This window comes from Butyribacter sp. (assembly GCF_056818865.1).
On record NZ_DBLYGC010000016.1, the window covers coordinates 1 to 18,057 of the forward strand.

Annotated in this window: 14 protein-coding genes and 1 pseudogene; 14 read left to right on the forward strand and 1 reads right to left on the reverse strand. The window is 36.4% G+C overall.

Translation table 11 applies throughout. The features are described from left to right. Positions 1 to 130 precede the first annotated feature (130 nt). The 12 genes and pseudogenes from ACZLXV_RS08575 to ACZLXV_RS08630 all read left to right on the forward strand — a co-directional run bounded on the left by ACZLXV_RS08575 (position 131) and on the right by ACZLXV_RS08630 (position 13,696). Positions 131 to 1,414, forward strand: coding sequence for an ABC transporter substrate-binding protein (locus ACZLXV_RS08575; protein ID WP_482383132.1), 1,284 nt, complete (start codon positions 131 to 133; stop codon positions 1,412 to 1,414). Between the two features lie 10 nt (positions 1,415 to 1,424). Next, the gene (locus ACZLXV_RS08580; RefSeq protein ID WP_482383133.1) at positions 1,425 to 2,306 is read left to right on the forward strand and encodes a carbohydrate ABC transporter permease; all 882 of its coding nucleotides are present in this window, start codon (positions 1,425 to 1,427) and stop codon (positions 2,304 to 2,306) included. Continuing rightward, positions 2,306 to 3,160 carry a carbohydrate ABC transporter permease gene (locus tag ACZLXV_RS08585; RefSeq protein WP_022223625.1) on the forward strand — a complete coding sequence of 285 codons (855 nt, stop codon included), beginning with the start codon at positions 2,306 to 2,308 and terminating at the stop codon, positions 3,158 to 3,160. Before ACZLXV_RS08580 ends, ACZLXV_RS08585 begins: the two co-directional genes overlap by 1 nt. 16 nt (positions 3,161 to 3,176) lie before the next feature. Further along, entirely contained in the window at positions 3,177 to 5,363 is a 2,187-nt protein-coding gene (locus ACZLXV_RS08590; RefSeq protein ID WP_482383134.1) for an alpha-galactosidase, read from the forward strand. A 95-nt stretch (positions 5,364 to 5,458) separates the two neighbouring features. Continuing rightward, positions 5,459 to 5,971 (forward strand): annotated as a pseudogene (locus tag ACZLXV_RS08595) (nucleoside/nucleotide kinase family protein); the annotation flags it as partial. 219 nt (positions 5,972 to 6,190) lie between these two features. Further along, complete coding sequence (locus tag ACZLXV_RS08600) at positions 6,191 to 7,669, forward strand: alpha-amylase family glycosyl hydrolase (protein WP_482383177.1); 1,479 nt, start codon at positions 6,191 to 6,193, stop codon at positions 7,667 to 7,669. A gap of 142 nt (positions 7,670 to 7,811) precedes the next feature. Beyond that, complete coding sequence (locus ACZLXV_RS08605) at positions 7,812 to 9,032, forward strand: LL-diaminopimelate aminotransferase (protein WP_022223621.1); 1,221 nt, start codon at positions 7,812 to 7,814, stop codon at positions 9,030 to 9,032. Positions 9,033 to 9,059: 27 nt separating this feature from the next. Continuing rightward, a complete protein-coding gene (locus tag ACZLXV_RS08610; RefSeq protein ID WP_482383135.1) occupies positions 9,060 to 9,989 on the forward strand; it encodes a DUF1002 domain-containing protein in 930 nt (309 codons plus the stop codon). A 69-nt stretch (positions 9,990 to 10,058) separates the two neighbouring features. Then, positions 10,059 to 10,355 (forward strand): Asp-tRNA(Asn)/Glu-tRNA(Gln) amidotransferase subunit GatC, encoded by a 297-nt coding sequence (gene gatC / locus ACZLXV_RS08615; protein WP_022223619.1) that lies wholly within the window; start codon positions 10,059 to 10,061, stop codon positions 10,353 to 10,355. 16 nt (positions 10,356 to 10,371) lie between these two features. Beyond that, complete coding sequence (gatA, locus tag ACZLXV_RS08620) at positions 10,372 to 11,832, forward strand: Asp-tRNA(Asn)/Glu-tRNA(Gln) amidotransferase subunit GatA (RefSeq protein ID WP_482383136.1); 1,461 nt, start codon at positions 10,372 to 10,374, stop codon at positions 11,830 to 11,832. Between the two features lie 17 nt (positions 11,833 to 11,849). After that, positions 11,850 to 13,286, forward strand: a complete 1,437-nt coding sequence (gene gatB / locus ACZLXV_RS08625) for an Asp-tRNA(Asn)/Glu-tRNA(Gln) amidotransferase subunit GatB (RefSeq protein WP_022223617.1) — start codon at positions 11,850 to 11,852, stop codon at positions 13,284 to 13,286. A gap of 26 nt (positions 13,287 to 13,312) precedes the next feature. Beyond that, positions 13,313 to 13,696 (forward strand): PilZ domain-containing protein, encoded by a 384-nt coding sequence (locus tag ACZLXV_RS08630; RefSeq protein WP_482383137.1) that lies wholly within the window; start codon positions 13,313 to 13,315, stop codon positions 13,694 to 13,696. A gap of 137 nt (positions 13,697 to 13,833) precedes the next feature. On the opposite strand, the gene fliK is transcribed toward ACZLXV_RS08630, so the two are convergent. Beyond that, positions 13,834 to 16,065 carry a flagellar hook-length control protein FliK gene (fliK, locus tag ACZLXV_RS08635; protein WP_482383138.1) on the reverse strand — a complete coding sequence of 744 codons (2,232 nt, stop codon included), beginning with the start codon at positions 16,063 to 16,065 and terminating at the stop codon, positions 13,834 to 13,836. A gap of 257 nt (positions 16,066 to 16,322) precedes the next feature. On the opposite strand from fliK, the gene hrcA reads away from it, so the two are divergent. Then, positions 16,323 to 17,384 (forward strand): heat-inducible transcriptional repressor HrcA, encoded by a 1,062-nt coding sequence (hrcA, locus tag ACZLXV_RS08640; protein ID WP_022223614.1) that lies wholly within the window; start codon positions 16,323 to 16,325, stop codon positions 17,382 to 17,384. Positions 17,385 to 17,404: 20 nt separating this feature from the next. Next, positions 17,405 to 18,025: a nucleotide exchange factor GrpE gene (gene grpE, locus ACZLXV_RS08645; protein WP_022223613.1), complete on the forward strand. Its 621-nt coding sequence runs from the start codon at positions 17,405 to 17,407 to the stop codon at positions 18,023 to 18,025. The last annotated feature ends 32 nt before the right edge of the window (positions 18,026 to 18,057 follow it).

Sequence of the window (18,057 nt, forward strand, 5' to 3'; positions counted from 1 at the left end):
GAACAACTCCATTATACCACAAACCGTGAGGAGATTTTTATATTTAGTAACAAAAAAATGTCGTATTTATGCGGCGTGTGGCGTTTCGCAAACGCCTAATATATGTTGTAAAAGGAAGGAGAATAATCTTATGAAGCACAAAAAAGTGATGCTGACATTTTTGTTGGTGGCAGTAGCATCCATGACATATTTTACGGGATGCCAGAAAAGCAAAAAGTCAGGAAAGACGGTTATTGAGATGGTGCAGTATAAGCCGGAGGCTGCTAATTATTTTAAAAAAGTTGAAAAGAAATTTAATGATTCGCATGATGATATCGAGTTAAAGATCGATTCGCCAAATGATGCAATGACAATATTGAAGACAAGATTTATCAGGGAGGATACTCCGGATATTATAGGAATTGGTGGAGATGTTAATTATTCAAATTTCCTTGATGCTGATATGCTGATGGATATTTCAGATTTTGACGGATTATCCGATATCAAGGAAACATATTTAAACATAAACAAAGATTTGGAATATATTCCGATGAAAGGAACTTATGCAGTACCTTATATGGCAAATGCGGCAGGAATTCTTTACAACAAAGATATGTTTAAGAAGTATGGATGGGAGATTCCTAAAACATGGATGGAATTTATAAATCTCTGTAAAAAGATTAAAAAAGCAGGAGAACAGCCAATTTATTTAGGCTATAAAGATACATGGACATGCCTTGCACCATGGAATGCTCTTGCAGTAAGTATGTGTGATTCAGATCTTGCATATCAGGTAAATAGTGGAACAGCAACTTATTCAGGTGCTTATGCAGAAACAGCAACGAAAATAAAGGAACTTTTACAATATGCACAGAAAAATCCTGTTGCGTATGGATACAATGACGCATGTACAGCTTTTGCAAGAGGCAAGTCTGCAATGTACACAATAGGAAGTTATGCTATACCTCAGATAAAATCAGTAAATCCTGATATAAATATAGGTTCATTTGTATTTCCGGCAACTGACAAAACGGATGATAATCTGCTTAATTCAGGAAATGACCTAATGTTTTGTGTTATGAAGGAATGCAAGAATAAAGATGCTGCATATGAGGTTTTAAGATTTTTGCTTGAAGATGAAAATGTTCAGGAATATATGGATGCTCAGAGTGCCGTACCTTGCAAGAAAGGTGATTTTACACTTGCGAAAGAGCTTAGTGATATGAAAACATATATCGAGGAAGGAAAAGTTGCAGATTTTCAGGATCATCATTATCCGGCAGAAATGGATGTTGCAGCAATGATACAGACATATCTTCTTGACAAGAGTGATAATGCATTAAAAGCATTCCTTAATAAATTTGATACTGAATGGGTGAGATATAATCGTGATATAATCGACAAGGTTAAAAAATATAAGGAAGAATCAAAATAGGAGGTAGACTATGAAAAAGAGTGCAAAATGGACTAAAAATGACAAAATTTTTCTTGCGGCTTTACTGCCGATATTAGTATTGTTTTTTGCTTTTAATACATTGCCGCTTATCAAAGGGTTTTATTATGGACTTACTAATTATCGCGGATATGGAAGTTATGACTTTATAGGACTTAGAAATTTTAAAGATTTATTGTCTGATACGAGAGTTTTAAAATCATATCTGTTTACAATAAAATATTCGGTTGTTTTAACTATTGTTGTAAATGTCATAAGTCTTATTCTGGCATTGGGACTTAATAGAAAGATGAGATGCAAAAGTGCATTGAGAGGAATTTATTTTATACCTAACATACTTGGAGGTCTTGTTGTTGGATATATATTTAGTTTTATCTTTGCATATATTCTTCCTACAATAGGAAATGTGACAGGAATAGGATTTCTTCAGAATAGTATGCTCGCAAGTACAAAGACAGCGTGGTTAGCTATTGTTATCGTGGGTGCATGGCAGGGCATAGCAATGAATACCATTATATATATATCAGGACTTCAGACAGTGCCGGAAGAGGTTTATGAAGCATCAATGGTGGATGGTGCGAGAGGATGGAAAAAGTTCTGGAAGATTACTTTTCCGCTTATCATTCCATTCTTTACTATAAATCTTGTTTTATGTATGAAAAATGCGATGATGGTATTCGACCAGATAATGTCATTGACAAAGGGTGGACCATCACAGAGTACGGAATCAATATCATATCTTATATATAACAATGGTATGAGTGGCGGTCAGTTTGGTTTTCAGAGTGCAAATGCATTTGTTTTCTTTGTTGTAATAGTAATCGTATCTGTTTTACAGATGAAATTCTTAAATGGTAAGGAGGAGCAGTTATGATGGAAAAGAAAAAGAGATTATCTCATGGAAAAATCGTACATTATATAATAAATGCACTTCTTGTGCTTGGAACTCTTACAGTATTGTTTCCGTTATATATGACAGTTATCATTGCATTTAAAAAGCCGTCAGAAATGACAAATGATATCTCAGGTGCATTATCACTGCCATCAAGCTGGAACCTTGACAATTTTGTAGAAGCTATCAAGATCACAGATTTCTGGCATACATTGGGAAACAGTCTTCTTATAACCTGTGTTACTGTTGTTTTATGTATCTTATTACATTCTCTTGCAGGATATGTGATAGGAAGAAAAATGGCAAAACACAAGATTTTTAAGGCATCTTATTATTACATAGTAAGTGGTATGTTCGTTCCTTTTGCAGTTTTGATGATGCCTCTTGTAAAGCAGACAGCACAGCTTGGCATTGCAAACAGATTTGGTGTTATAGTGCTATATACAGTATTTTTTATGCCGATGAATCTTATGCTTTATGCAGGATATCTGAAAAATATTCCTACTGCATTGGAGGAAGCTGCACATGTCGATGGAGCATCAGCATTTAAAATTTTCTGGAAGATAATATTCCCAAATATGAAACCGATGCATGCAACTGTTGCGATACTTACGGCGATGAGTACATGGAATGATGTGACTACACCTCTTGTAATATTATCAGGAACAGATCACAATACGCTGCCTATCGCACAGCTTAATTTCCAGTCACAGTTTGGAACAAATTATAATCTGGCATTTGCATCATATCTTCTTGCATTATTACCTATCCTTTTATTCTATGTAGTATGTCAGAAGCAGATTATGAATGGTGTAGTAAACGGTGCAGTAAAATAAAAGTGAGGTAAAAAATATGGCGATTATTTTTGATGAAAACAATAGATTGATAACATTAAATACAAAAAATTCCACATATCAGATGAAAATAGATGAATATGGATTTTTACTCCATCTTTATTATGGAAAAAGAACAAACGGAAATATGGATTATATTCTTGTAAATCTTGACAGGGGATTTTCAGGAAATCCATATGATGCCGGTGACAATAGAAAATATTCACTTGATGCACTTTTACAGGAATTTCCATGCAGAGGAGCAGGAGATTTTAGAAGTCCGGTGTTTGAGGTGAGATATGAGGATGGAAGTTTTGGATGTGATTTAAGATATGAGAGTCATATTATAAAAGATGGAAAATATGGGCTTTCAGGACTTCCGGCAGTTTATGAAAATAGTGATATGGACAAAGCACAGACATTAGAGATAACTTTGTCCGATAAAGTATCAGGGATAAAGGTCATATTATATTATGGTATTATCGAATCTCTTGATATTATTACAAGAGCTGCAAATGTTATAAATGAAAATAAGAATAATATATATATTGAAAAATTACAGAGTGCATGTCTTGATTTCGTTTCGGGAAATTTTGATCTGATCACATTTTATGGAAGACATGCAATGGAGAGAAATATACAGAGACAAAGTGTAGGCCATGGTTCATATCGGATAGGCAGCAGAAGAGGAACATCAAGTCATCAGTATAATCCGCTTATGATACTTGCAGACAGTGATGCAAATGAAGATTATGGAAATTGTTATGCTATGTCATTTGTTTATAGCGGAGGATTTTTAGGTGAGGCTGAAAAGGACCAGTATGGTCAGACGAGAATGCAGCTTGGACTTATGGAGGAACAGTTTTCTTACTGCCTGAAATCCGGTGAAAGTATTATAGCACCTGAGGTTATCATGTCATACAGCGATAGAGGATTAGCAGTTTTATCACAGAATCTGCATAAATGTATAAGAGAAAATGTGTGCAGAGGAAAATATAAAAATGAGGTAAGACCTGTGCTTGTAAACAGCTGGGAAGCTTCATATTTTGATATTGATAAAAATTCCATTGTAAATCTTGCAAAGAATGCCGCTGAACTTGGCGTAGAGATGCTTGTTATGGATGATGGCTGGTTTGGAAAAAGAGATGATGATAACAGTGGACTTGGTGACTGGTTCACGAATGAAAATAAGATAGGCTGTTCGTTAAAGGAACTTGTTGAATCTGTAAATAACTGTGGCATTAAATTTGGCATATGGGTAGAACCTGAGATGGTAAATGAAGATAGTGATCTGTATAGAAAGCATCCTGACTGGGCATTTGCGGTTCCGGGGAAAAAACCTGTAAGGTCAAGAAACCAGCTGGTACTTGATTTTTCGAGAAAAGAAGTTGTTGACTATATTTATGATTCAATCACAAAAGTCATTGAGAGTGGAAATATAGAGTATATAAAGTGGGATATGAACAGAAGTATAGCAAATGTTTACAGCAGTGAAGATAAGTATCAGGGAAATGTATATTATGATTATGTACTTGGATTATATGATTTCTTAGAGAGACTTAATAAAAATTATCCTGATATTCTTATTGAAGGCTGTAGTGGCGGCGGTGGAAGATTTGATGCCGGAATGCTTTATTATACACCACAGATATGGTGCAGTGACAATACGGATGCGATAGATAGAACAAAGATCCAGTATGGAACATCATTTGGCTATCCTGTTTCAGCAGTTGGCGCACATGTTTCAGCAGTTCCAAACCATCAGACAGGACGCAGTGTATCTATCGATACAAGAGGTGTTGTTGCAATGTCAGGAAGTTTTGGATATGAATTAGATTTGGGAAAAGTATCTGAAGCCGAGAAAAATACGATAAAGGAACAGATAAAAACATTTAAGAAAGAGGCAGAGCTTATTCATAATGGTCTATATTACAGACTTAGTGATCCATACAAAGATCCGGTAGCAGCATGGGAGTTTGTTTCAAAAGACGGAGATGATGTACTTGTAAATGTTGTGTGCTTAAAGATGCATGGAAATATGCAGCCGTTGTATGTCAGATTTAAAGGATTAAATGAGAATGTTACATATAAAGATGTAAAGACAGGAAAAATATATCCTGCTGAGGCACTTATGAACATAGGAATGCCATTTATGCCGGAACTTGGGGAATATCAGAGCTGGCAGGTTGAGTTAAAGAGATGCTAGTGTAGTGTAATGGAGTTGGGGCAGGTTTTACCTGCTTCAGCTCTAAATGATTACATACAGAAATGAGGTTTTATATGAAAAAGATTAAAAGTGATATGCCGGGAGATGTTGTTGAGATAGGACCTGACCAGAAAGAAAAAGCAGAAAATATATTTTCAAAACTTTTTGCTGAACTTAAAGAAAACATAGAAAATAAAGATAAGATTGTTGTGTCATTATATGGAGGCTCAGGTTCAGGAAAGTCAAGTTTTGCTGTTTTGCTTGCACAGATGTTTGGCGAAAAAGGTATCGGACATTATGTTATTTCAGGTGATAATTATCCAAGAAGGATTCCTGTAGAAAATGACATGATGAGACAAAAAATATATGATGAATCGGGCGTAGATGGCTTGAGAAGATATTTATGCGGACCGGATGAGATAGATTATGACACTATAAATAACATACTTGAACAGTTTAAAAGCGGAAAAGATATCCTTAGCTTAAAAAGGATGGGAACTAAAAAAGAGGATATATGGTTTGAGGATGTTGATGTTTCAGATATAAGTATCATCATTTTGGAATGGACACATGGAAATAATGAGAATTTAAAAAATATAGATTATCCTATTTATCTGCATAGCACACCTGAACTTACTTATCAGAGAAGAGTAAAAAGAAACAGAAATGCAAATGCGGGCAGTGATTTTATATCACTTGTTTTAAAACTAGAGCAGGAAAAACTTTTAGGACAGGTTGCGGGTGCAAAAATGATAGTTGATATAGATGGAAGTATAATTTCATATAAAGAGTATGTTGAAAAATATGAAGATTTTGACATAAGACCTATGCTTAATGTTTATCCCGACAGTATAAATGGAAATGTCAGCGGGCTTATTGAATTTATAAAAAGCTATACATCCGGAGCATTTTCATCAATTTATATGTTGCCGAGTGTATTTCATTCCGATCTTGACAGAGGATTTTCTATAATCGATTATGATCTGGAGGGGACTATGGCTTCCAAAGAGGATATCAGGAAACTGTCAAATATGGGACTTACGCTAAAGATGGATTTTGTTATGAATCATCTTTCAGTAAACTCTCCTCAATTTAAGGATATATTAGAAAATGGGGAAAATTCTGAATATAAAGATTTCTTTATCAATTGGAATTTATTCTGGGACGGATATGGACAATTAAATGAAGATGGAGTTTTGATACCTGACAAAAAATATACTGATAAAATGTTTTTTAGAAAACCGGGACTTCCTATCTTGATGGTTCGTATGCCGGATGGAAAGAAAGTACCATACTGGAATACTTTTTATCAGAAAGTGGAATGTGACAGCGATGGAAATGAAAGATATCTTGGGCAGATGGATCTTAATATAAAATCTGAGCTTGTATGGGATTATTATAGGGAGGTGCTGAAAAAACTCGCATTGTATGGAGTGAAGATAGTCCGTCTCGATGCTTTTGCATATGCACCAAAAGAGCCGGGAGAAAAAAATTTCTTAAATGAGCCGGGAACATGGGAACTTCTTTCAAAGGTATCAGAGGAAGCTAAAGTTTATGACCTTAAACTTTTACCTGAGATTCATGCAGGATATAATGAGAAGATATATGAAAAGATTGCAAAAAAAGGTTATATAACATATGACTTCTTTATGCCGGGACTCATTATAGATGCTATTGAAAATAAAAATGGTGATACGCTTGTCAGATGGGGAAAAGAAGTAATTGAGAAAAATATATCAACAGTTAATATGCTGGGCTGCCATGACGGGATACCTCTTCTCGATCTGAAAGGTCTGATACCAGAGGAAAGAATACAGGGACTTATTGATACTATCGTAAATCGTGGAGGCTATATAAAAAATCTTCATGGTCAGAAAAATATATATTATCAGGTTAATTCAACCTTTTACAGTGCATTGGGAGAAGATGACAAGAAGCTGCTCGTTGCAAGGGCCTTGCAGTTGTTTATGCCTGGTAAACCGCAGATATGGTATCTTGATCTGTTTGCCGGTAAAAATGATTATGAGGCAGTCAGAAAGGCTGGAAAGGATGGTCATAAGGAAATCAACAGAACAAATCTTGACACAGCGTATATATTGGAAAACGCAGACAGAGATGTTGTAAAAAGGCAGATAGAAATGATTGCTTTTAGAAATACCTGCAGTGTATTTAAGAAAGCAGCGAGGATAGAATTTACTTCATATGATACAATATTAAAAATAAAATGGAGTTACAAGTCAGAATCAGCAGAGCTTACGGTAGATTTTGAAAAAATGGAATATACTATAAATGAAAAATTATCATAAATGATATTAGCTGTTCGCATCACAGGTGTGAACAGCTATCTTTGATTTTATGTTTGTTAAAATATCACATCTTGCAATAACAAAAGGTTTCGTGTAAAATGTGTAATTGAGAAAATATACTGAAAGGCGGGTTAAGTTTAGAATGTTTAAAATTAATGACAATTATTTAAAATTACCTGGTAGTTATCTTTTTTCTACCATTGGAAAGAAAGTAGCAGCATACACAGCAGCAAATCCTGATAAAGAAGTTATCAAACTCGGTATTGGTGATGTTACATTACCTCTTGCACCGGCGGTTATAAAAAGACTTCACAGTGCAGTTGACGAGATGGCAGTAAAGGAGACATTTAAGGGATATGCTCCTGACCTTGGATATGAATTCCTCCGTAATACAATCGTTGAAAACGATTATAAGGCAAGAGGATGCGATATTGCAGCAGATGAAATTTTTGTAAGTGACGGTGCAAAGAGTGATTCAGGAAATATCGGTGACATTTTTGCAGTTGACAATAAGATTGCCGTATGTGACCCTGTTTATCCTGTATATGTAGATACAAATGCTATGGCAGGCCGTACAGGTGAGTATAATCCTGAGACAGAAAAGTGGTCAGATGTTATTTATATGCCATGCACAAAAGAGAACAACTTTGTTCCTGAACTTCCTAAGGAGGAACCTGATATTATTTATCTCTGCTTCCCTAACAATCCTACAGGAACAACTATCACAAAAGACCAGTTACAGGTATGGGTTGACTATGCATTAAAGATTGGTGCGGTTATCATTTATGATGCAGCTTACGAGGCATATATTTCTTCTGAAAATGTACCTCATTCAATCTATGAGTGCGAGGGTGCAAAGGGATGCGCAATTGAGCTTAGAAGTTTCTCAAAGAATGCAGGATTTACAGGTACAAGACTTGGATTTACTGTTATTCCTAAGGAACTTAAATGCGGAGATGTTATGCTTCACAGCCTTTGGGCACGTCGTCACGGAACTAAGTTTAACGGTGCTCCTTATATCATTCAGGCAGCAGGTGCGGCAGTTTACACTGAAGAAGGAAAGAAAGAGACTAAAGAGCAGATAGCATATTATATGAACAATGCTAAGATAATAAGAGAAGGGCTTACAGGTGCAGGATATGAAGTTTACGGTGGTGTTGATGCTCCGTATATCTGGCTTAAAACTCCTGATAAGATGACTTCATGGGAATTCTTTGATTATCTCCTTGAAAAACTTAATATCGTTGGAACACCTGGTTCAGGATTTGGTCCAAGTGGTGAAGGATATTTCAGACTGACAGCGTTTGGAAGTCTTGAAAATACAAAGAAGGCTATGGAACGTATCAAAGCAGGAAAAGCCTGATTTTATTGATAGAAATGAGGAATTATATTGAAAAAGTGTATAGTTAGAGCGATGGGTATTGTACTTGCTGCCGGAGTTGTTGTTACTTCGGTGGCGGTACAGAAAAATGTGGTGTCGGCAGATGCAGTTACAGGAACATCAAAATATATTGCATTTGGAGCAGACCTTAATGCAAAGGAAAAGGTAGCCGTGCTTGACGGATTTGGTATTACTGAAAATGATTTGTCCGATTATAAAACAATTGAGATTACAAATAAAGATGAACATGATTACCTTGGTGATTATATGTCTGATTCGGTTATAGGTACGAGAGCTTTATCATCCGTTATGGTTGTAAAAGCAGATGAAGACAGTGGTGTAAATGTTTCGACAAAACATATTACATACTGCACATCAGGTATGTATTGTAATGCACTCGTTACGGCGGGACTTTCAGATGCAAAGGTAACGGTTGTCGGACCTTTTGATATATCAGGCACATCGGCACTTGTCGGTGCAATGAAAGCTTATTCTGTCATGACAGGAGAGGAAATATCCGAAAAGACAATGGATACAGCAACAGATGAACTTGTCACTACGGCGGAGGTTGCAAAAAATGTAGGTGATACGCAGAAAGTTACCGAACTTGTTGCAGCAGCTAAAAAAGCAATATTTGAAGACCAGCTTTCATCTGAGACTGATATAAGAGATGCAATAGAGCAGGCGGCTAATGAGCTTGGTCTTGACATTTCAGATGATGATGTTGAAAAGCTTACAAATATGATGATGAAAGTATCTAAAGAAGATATTGATCCTGATAAGATAGCAAAACAGGCATCTGATATATATAACAAATTAAAAGAAAAAGGTATTGACCTTGCAAATGTAGATACAAAGGGTCTCGGTGAGAAAATTGGGGATTTCTTTGGTAATATATTTACAGCGATAACAAACTTTTTCTCAGGTTTGTTTGGGTAGATAATATAATGAAGAAATGGGGTTCGCCCAAAATGAGCGAGCCTCTTATGATTTAAAGTGAGGTTGGATATGGCAAATATTATTTCTGATGAAACAATAGATTATGTTGGAATTCTCGCAAAGCTTGAACTTAGTGATGAAGAAAAAGAAAAAGCTAAAAAAGATATGGAAGAAATGCTTGATTATATAGACAAGTTAAACGAACTTGATACATCAAGTGTCGAGCCTATGTCTCATGTTTTCCCGGTCAACAATGTATTCAGGGAGGATGTGGTTACAAACGGTGATGGTACAAAGCAGACTCTTGCAAATGCGCCGGAGCAAAAAGATGATAGTTTTGTAGTGCCAAAAACTATTGTGGGATAGAGAATGGAGGAAAGTTATGTCTTTGATGAATCTTACAGCCGTTGAGCTGGGAAAAAAGATTAAAAATAAAGAAGTTACGGTAGTGGAAGCTACAAAGGCTGCTCTTGATGCCATCGATGCAAAGGAAGAAAAGGTAAACAGTTTTGTGACTGTTGACAGAGAAGGTGCATTAAAAAGAGCAGAGGAAGTTCAGAAACTTATAGATGAGGGTAAACTTGCCGGACCGCTTGCAGGTGTACCGGTTGCGGTAAAGGACAACATGTGTACAGAGGGAATGCTTACAACATGCAGTTCAAAGATTCTTGGAAATTTTGTGCCTACATTTACATCTGAGGCAGTTATAAACCTTGAAAAGGCAGGTGCGGTTATTCTCGGAAAGACCAATATGGACGAGTTTGCGATGGGAAGTACAACAGAGACTTCTGCATATGGCGAGACTAAAAATCCATGGAATTTAGAGCACGTTCCGGGAGGTTCTTCAGGAGGTTCATGTGCGGCAGTTGCGGCAGAAGAATGTTTCTATGCACTTGGTTCCGATACAGGCGGATCTATAAGACAGCCTAGTTCGTTTTGCGGAGTTACAGGTATAAAGCCGACATATGGCACAGTTTCACGTTATGGACTTATAGCATACGGATCATCGCTTGATCAGATAGGACCTGTTGCAAAGGATGTAACAGATTGTGCTACAATTCTTGAAGTGATAGCATCACATGATGAGAAAGATTCAACTTCCGTAAAGAGAGATGACCTCGACTTTACATCAGCACTTGTTGATGATGTAAAAGGTATGAAGATAGGTATTCCTAAGGATTATTTTGGTGAGGGTCTTGACAGTGAAGTAAAGGATGCTGTTTTAAATGCTGCCAAAGTTCTTGAACAAAAAGGTGCTATAGTTGAAGAATTTGATTTAAGCCTTGTCGAATATGCCATCCCTGCATATTATGTTATTGCATGTGCAGAGGCAAGTTCAAACCTTGCAAGATTTGACGGTGTAAAATACGGATACCGCACAGAGGAATATGACGGTCTTCATAACATGTACAAGAAATCACGTTCTGAAGGATTTGGAGCAGAAGTAAAAAGAAGAATTATGCTTGGCTCTTTTGTATTAAGTTCAGGATATTATGATGCATATTACCTTAAGGCCCTCAGAACAAAAGCTCTCATAAAGAAAGCTTTTGATGATGCATTTGCAAAATATGATGTTATTTTAGGACCTGCAGCACCTACAACGGCACCAAAGCTTGGTGAAAGTTTGAGTGATCCGCTTAAGATGTATCTTGGAGATATATATACTATCTCAGTAAACCTTGCAGGACTGCCGGGTATAACTGTTCCATGCGGAATGGATTCAAATGGTCTTCCGATTGGTTTGCAGCTTATTGGTGACTGCTTTAAGGAAAAGAATATTATACGTGCAGCATATAGTTTTGAGCAGACAAGAGAATTTAAACACAGTCCGCTTGCAGATTAATGGAAAAGAGGTAAAGTATGAAACAGTATGAAACAGTCATAGGATTGGAAGTACATGTAGAGCTTGCCACAAAGACAAAGATTTTTTGCGGATGTTCTACAGAGTTTGGCGGAAAACCAAATTCACATACATGCCCTGTATGTACAGGTATGCCGGGGTCACTTCCGGTACTTAATAAAAAGGTTGTTGAATATGCCACAGCAGTAGGTATTGCCACAAATTGTACAATCACCCAGAATTGTAAATTTGACAGAAAAAATTATTTTTATCCCGATAACCCGCAGAATTATCAGATTTCACAGTTATATCAGCCTATATGCAGAAACGGACATATTGATATAGAGACAGAAAGTGGTGTTAAGAAGAGTATTGGAATACATGAGATTCATATGGAGGAAGATGCCGGAAAACTTGTGCATGACGAGTGGGGCGAGAGTTCGCTTGTAGATTTTAACCGTTCTGGTGTACCGCTTATAGAGATAGTATCTGAGCCTGATATGAGGTCTGCTGAGGAAGTTATCGCATATCTTGAAAAACTCAGACTTATAGTTCAGTATCTCGGTGCTTCTGATTGTAAATTACAGGAGGGTTCAATGCGTGCTGATGTAAACCTTTCGGTAAGAGAAGTCGGAGCTACAGAGTTTGGAACAAGAACAGAGATGAAAAATCTTAACTCATTCAAGGCTATTGCAAGAGCGATAGAAGGAGAAAGAGAGCGTCAGATAGACCTTATTGAAGCAGGTGAAAAGGTTGTACAGGAGACAAGAAGATGGGATGACACAAAAGAGTATTCTTATGCGATGCGTTCAAAAGAGGATGCACAGGATTACAGATATTTCCCTGAACCTGACCTTGTTCCTATAATTATAAGTGATGAATGGCTTGAGGAGATAAAGAATAACCAGCCTGAATTCAGAGATGAGAAATTTACAAGATATGTTGAAGAATATAATCTTCCTGAATATGATGCGGACATTCTTACTGGGAACAAGCATCTTGCTGATATTTTTGAAGCTACAACAGCACTTTGCAACAACCCTAAAAAGGTATCAAACTGGCTTATGGTTGAGACAATGCGTCTTATGAAGGAAAATGAGATGGAGCCTGAACAGCTTAAATTCTCTCCTGAAAACCTTGCAAAACTTATAAATCTTGCAGAAAACAGAGTTATTAACAGTTCAGTTGCAAAAGAAGTATTTGAAAAGGTATTTACTGATGATATTGACCCTGAAAAGTATGTTGAGGAAAATGGTCTTAAAAATGATACTGACGACGGAGCATTAAAAGAAACTATTGAAAAGATAGTTGCCGACAATCCACAGTCAGTAGAAGATTATCACAGCGGAAAGAAGAAAGCTATAGGTTTCCTTGTAGGTCAGACTATGAAAGCTACACAGGGAAAAGCTGATCCGGGAATGATAAACCAGATATTAAAAGAAATACTTGACAAGTAGATTTAAATAAAAATGGAGGTGAGGGTATGGGGGCTGAAAAAAGAAGAAGTAAACGTATACCAATCACTATGCATCTTGAAGTGTCGTCGTTATTTAAACAGGACAATGTTCATGTAAAAAATATAAATGCGCCTGTTGAGATAACAGATATTTCAAGAAATGGTATTGGGTTTATAACTAAAAGTGTACTGCCTATAGGTTTTTACTTTAATTCAAGACTTGAATTTGAAAAAAAGAATGATTGTTTAAATTGTGTAGTGCAGATAGTAAGAAGAAAGCAGAAAGAGGATGGAACTACACTTTACGGATGTGAGTTTGTGGGTATGCCATCAATATTTGACTATATATTTGATGATATAGAGAACGAATATTCAAAATGTCATTCTGATGAAGATGGGGAAAATGAATAAATCTGAAAGATAGATGTTACGAGCATTTTACTATTCCATAAAAAGTGCTCCCTTTCCGGTGTATAAGAAAGGGAGCATTTTTTGTCTTTACATTAGTTTATACAAGTTATTTGACAAAATGTCAATGATACATTACACTAAGCTCTTATATCAAAAGAAAATCTTTTCATTTCAGTTGTCTGCTGCGTGTTTATTTTTGTATTGATAAATTCATCAATGGTGCTTGTGCTTGCGTCGGCTTTTTCTATTTTAACATGGCAGACATATCCCTGAGAGTTAAGTGCATCTTTTAACATATCTGCATTTGTGGCAAGAAGGTCGATTGATTTGTCATTATCTGATATAAATTTTGTAGTTATTTCATTGTGATTTTTATCAAGATAGACATCCAGTGCACCTAAATTTTCCATGTCAAGATGTAAAAGTACATGTATATTGTCAAGGTTCTTTCTTAATTTTTCTTTCTTTGTGTATACATAGAGGTCGCCATGTGCATCCTGATTTTTCAACTTTAGTGGCATTTGGAAATATGAAAATGCCTCACTTAAAGTTTTCATAAATTCGATATTGCTCTGTGCATCTCTTGCATTTTGACCTAAATTATCTGAATCCTGACCTGAAAGGTTTGATTTTATAAGTGATTCAAAATCTTTTAATTGCTCATGCATTTTGTTGTAGAAAGAATTTATGTTTTCTCCATCCTTTAACTTTTGTGGTGAAAGAGTCCATGTACTTTGCAGTACCTTTGAAAACAAAGTTTCAAAAGACTGGGATTTAAAAAGTTCGTTTATAAGTTCAGGCTCTGACAGCGGTATGACATTTTTGATGACAGCAAGAACTTCTTTTGCGCTGGCATTTCCCGAAGCAATTTTTACAATGAGAGATCTGCTTATAGGTAATTTTGAGAGCGTGTTTAAAAGTTCTGTTCTGGCATCCTTATCGAGAAATGTACTAAGATAGTCATTTTCTCTGCCTAATGTCTGAAATTTTTCGCAGAGCGTATCAATAACAGTATTTGTAGCGGATGACTGCGGATTATCAGCGTTTTGTGATGATTGCTGTAACATGCTGTTGATTGAATTTTTTGCACTTTCCGTAATATTATGAAGGAATTTTGCGGCAAATCCAATTTTACTGTCAGGTGCGGCATTGTTCGGTGTTACAGTGTTTTCAGACAAATTACCAGCATTGCCAGCATCTTCTGAAACTTCGGATGCCTCAGCAGTATCAGAAGTTTCAGTGGTTTCGTTTATCGGTGCATTTTCATTGATAGTAGGAATGTTTTTAAATAAATCCGTATTTTTTAATTTTGAAATATCCGTTGCGGATTCAAGTGTACTGTCAATGTTTAAAAGGGTCTGCTGAAAAAGCTCGTTTGTAGGATTTGTTCCGTCCGGAAAAACAAGTGATTTGCTTCCAGCAGAGTCTCTGAGTATGGTAAGTGCATCGTGGAGAGACAATGTACCGTTTTCAAGTTGTTCAAGAGTGTCTTCTGTCATTGCCGTATTAGAAAGTATGTCCATAAGCTCCTGACGCTCTGAATCAGTCAGGAAAGATATGGAAGGGGAGTTTGCTGCGTTATTCTCTTCATCAAACGACTGAAAAAGTATTGATATAAGCTTTTCACCAAATGCGGCAACTGATTGTGAATCGGCATTTTGCGAAAGTGAACTAAGCAAATCAGGTATTTCCGAAGAGAGTGAAGAAAGCTTGTCAATAAGATGATATGTCCCGTGTCTGTAACTTGAAAATTGTGATACGGTATCTTCATTTATATCCATCATAAGCCTTTTCATTATGGCGAGAGTTGAAAAATCTTCTGTTTTACAGTCATAAGCCTGTTGCATAAGGGACTGTATCGACTCTTTGTTTATTGGCAGGAGATTGTCCATAAGAGCTTTTACTGTTGCCTGATTGTGCTCTGTATTAGGAAGTCCCGCTTCTTCAAGGGCTTTGTTTATAAGATTTAATTCCGTATCAGAGTAGCTGTTTTTGACAGGGGAGAGCAAAATCTGACCGGGATTTGGACTGCTGAGCGAAAAGGCTGCAGTTTGTCCGATTGAAAGCTTTGAGCTGTCTTCTATATATCCTTTTAATATGGTATTGTTATCAAGAGTGACAGTTATCTCGTTGCCCCTTAGGTCAGAAATCTCACCTTTTACAATGTCACCCACTCTGAGCTGGGTTGCACTTCTGGCAACGCCATAGTCACTGTTTCCGCCGGGAGTGCGTGATACGGAACCTGAACTTTGTGTGCCGGCGTTTCCGCCGCGTGATGTGGAGGTCCTGGACTGTGCACGTCCGTTTGATGTCTGGCTGTTTAATCTGTTTGCATTTAGTGAATTTATTCTATTTGTATTATTGTCCATATTTTTCCTCGTTTTTTTAATATTATTATTACCAACCAATGCCACGGATTGCTTCATTGCCATGCAATTTTCGCAATACTGCATCATTATATCTATTATATCGACTTATTTGGTAAGACTTCAGTATTAAGTTGCAAAAAAAATAAAAAAGTTTCAAAATATCCTTGACAAGATTTTATATGCGTGCTATCTTACTTTATAGATGTTAGCACTCCACCACAAAGAGTGCTAACAGAGAAACAGAAGGGAGTGGTTAAGTGGAGTTAGATGATAGAAAGTTAAAGATACTTCAAACGATTATCAGAACTTATCTTGAAACCGGAGAGCCGGTTGGTTCAAGAACGATTTCAAAAGATACAGACTTGAATCTAAGTTCAGCGACTATCCGAAATGAGATGTCTGATCTTGAAGAGATGGGATATATCATACAGCCTCATACATCAGCAGGCAGAATTCCTTCTGACAAAGGTTATCGTCTTTATGTAGATACGATGCTTGATGATAAGACAAGTGAAGTTATGAATCTGAAAGATGAACTTGAACAAAAAGCGGGAAAGATAGATGTATTACTTAAACAGGTAGCTAAGCTTCTTGCAAACAATACAAATTATGCGACACTTGTTTCGGGACCGAGATATGAGTCGAAGAAAGTTAAGTTTATCCAGCTTACACAGGTTGATGCAGACAGCATTCTGGCAGTCATAGTTCTTGACAACAATGTAGTTAAAAATGAAATAGTAAAAGTCGAGGGTTCGATAGACCAGGAGATGATGGTAAAGTTAAACTTTATTTTAAATACCACATTAAACGGTCTTGATGTTACCGAGATGAACTTGGCTATTATCAGAAAGATAAAAGAACAGGTTGGCAGCTATACGGAAGTTATCGATTCGGTTTTGGAAGTTATCGGTAAGGCACTTACTGAAGATGATGATTTAGAAATTTATACGAGTGGTGCTACAAACATTTTAAAATATCCTGAACTTTCGGATAAGGCAAGTGCAACAGAGATATTAAATGCCTTTGAGGAAAAAAATATTATAGGTGACTGGCTTGATACGGCAGAATCAAAAGCAGGTGAAAGTGATTCTAAGAAATCGGGTTCAAGTGATACTCATGACATTCAGGTTTATATCGGAAATGAAACAAAAGTAGATACCATGAAAGATTGTTCAGTTGTTACGGCGACATATAAAATACACGAAGGTGTATATGGAAAAATTGGCATTGTAGGACCAAAACGAATGGATTATGATAAGGTTGTAAGTACATTGCAGTCGCTAATGTCTGAACTTGATGATATATTCAAGGACAAATAAATAAGAGAGGTGGCAGGAAATTGGCAGCAGACAATAAAGATATAAAAAAAGACATAGATATTGAAGAAGTAAAAGATGAAAATAGTGTTGATGATGCTGTAGAAGAAACAACAGAAACAGCAGAAGATAAAAAAGAGGAAACTTCCGGTGAAGAAACACCAAAGAAAGAAAAGAAGTTTGGAAGAAAAAAAGACAAGGCAGTTGAAAAGCTTGAAGAGAAAGTTAAAGAACTTGAAGATATGAGGGTGAGACAGCTTGCTGAGTTTGAAAATTTCCGTAAGCGTTCAGAAAAAGAAAAGAGCCAGATGTTTGAAGTCGGAGCAAAGAGTGTGATTGAAAAAATTCTTCCGGTCATGGATAACTTTGAGAGAGGATTACAGGGAGTTCCTGAGGAAGAAAAAGATGCACCTTTTGTTAAAGGCGTAGAAATGGTTTACAAACAGATGCTCACTGCTTTTGAAGAGATGGGAGTTAAGCCTATTGAAGCAGTAGGAAAAGAGTTTGATCCGAACCTTCACAACGCTGTTATGGCTGTAGATGATGATTCATTGGAAAGCGGAACAGTTGCAGAAGAAATGCAGAAAGGTTACATGTACAAAGAAAGTGTTGTGAGACACAGCATGGTAAAAGTAGTTAATTAGTTTAATAAAATATGAAATAAAGAGATTATAAT

Coding starts and splice junctions, on each gene's coding strand:
- gatA (WP_482383136.1), top strand. CDS start 10,372: ATGTCTTTGATGAATCTTACAGCCGTTGAGCTGGGAAAAAAGATTAAA.
- gatC (WP_022223619.1), top strand. CDS start 10,059: ATGGCAAATATTATTTCTGATGAAACAATAGATTATGTTGGAATTCTC.
- gatB (WP_022223617.1), top strand. CDS start 11,850: ATGAAACAGTATGAAACAGTCATAGGATTGGAAGTACATGTAGAGCTT.
- ACZLXV_RS08590 (WP_482383134.1), top strand. CDS start 3,177: ATGGCGATTATTTTTGATGAAAACAATAGATTGATAACATTAAATACA.
- ACZLXV_RS08575 (WP_482383132.1), top strand. CDS start 131: ATGAAGCACAAAAAAGTGATGCTGACATTTTTGTTGGTGGCAGTAGCA.
- ACZLXV_RS08585 (WP_022223625.1), top strand. CDS start 2,306: ATGGAAAAGAAAAAGAGATTATCTCATGGAAAAATCGTACATTATATA.
- ACZLXV_RS08630 (WP_482383137.1), top strand. CDS start 13,313: ATGGGGGCTGAAAAAAGAAGAAGTAAACGTATACCAATCACTATGCAT.
- ACZLXV_RS08600 (WP_482383177.1), top strand. CDS start 6,191: ATGCTTAATGTTTATCCCGACAGTATAAATGGAAATGTCAGCGGGCTT.
- ACZLXV_RS08580 (WP_482383133.1), top strand. CDS start 1,425: ATGAAAAAGAGTGCAAAATGGACTAAAAATGACAAAATTTTTCTTGCG.
- fliK (WP_482383138.1), bottom strand. CDS start 16,065: ATGGACAATAATACAAATAGAATAAATTCACTAAATGCAAACAGATTA.
- ACZLXV_RS08605 (WP_022223621.1), top strand. CDS start 7,812: ATGTTTAAAATTAATGACAATTATTTAAAATTACCTGGTAGTTATCTT.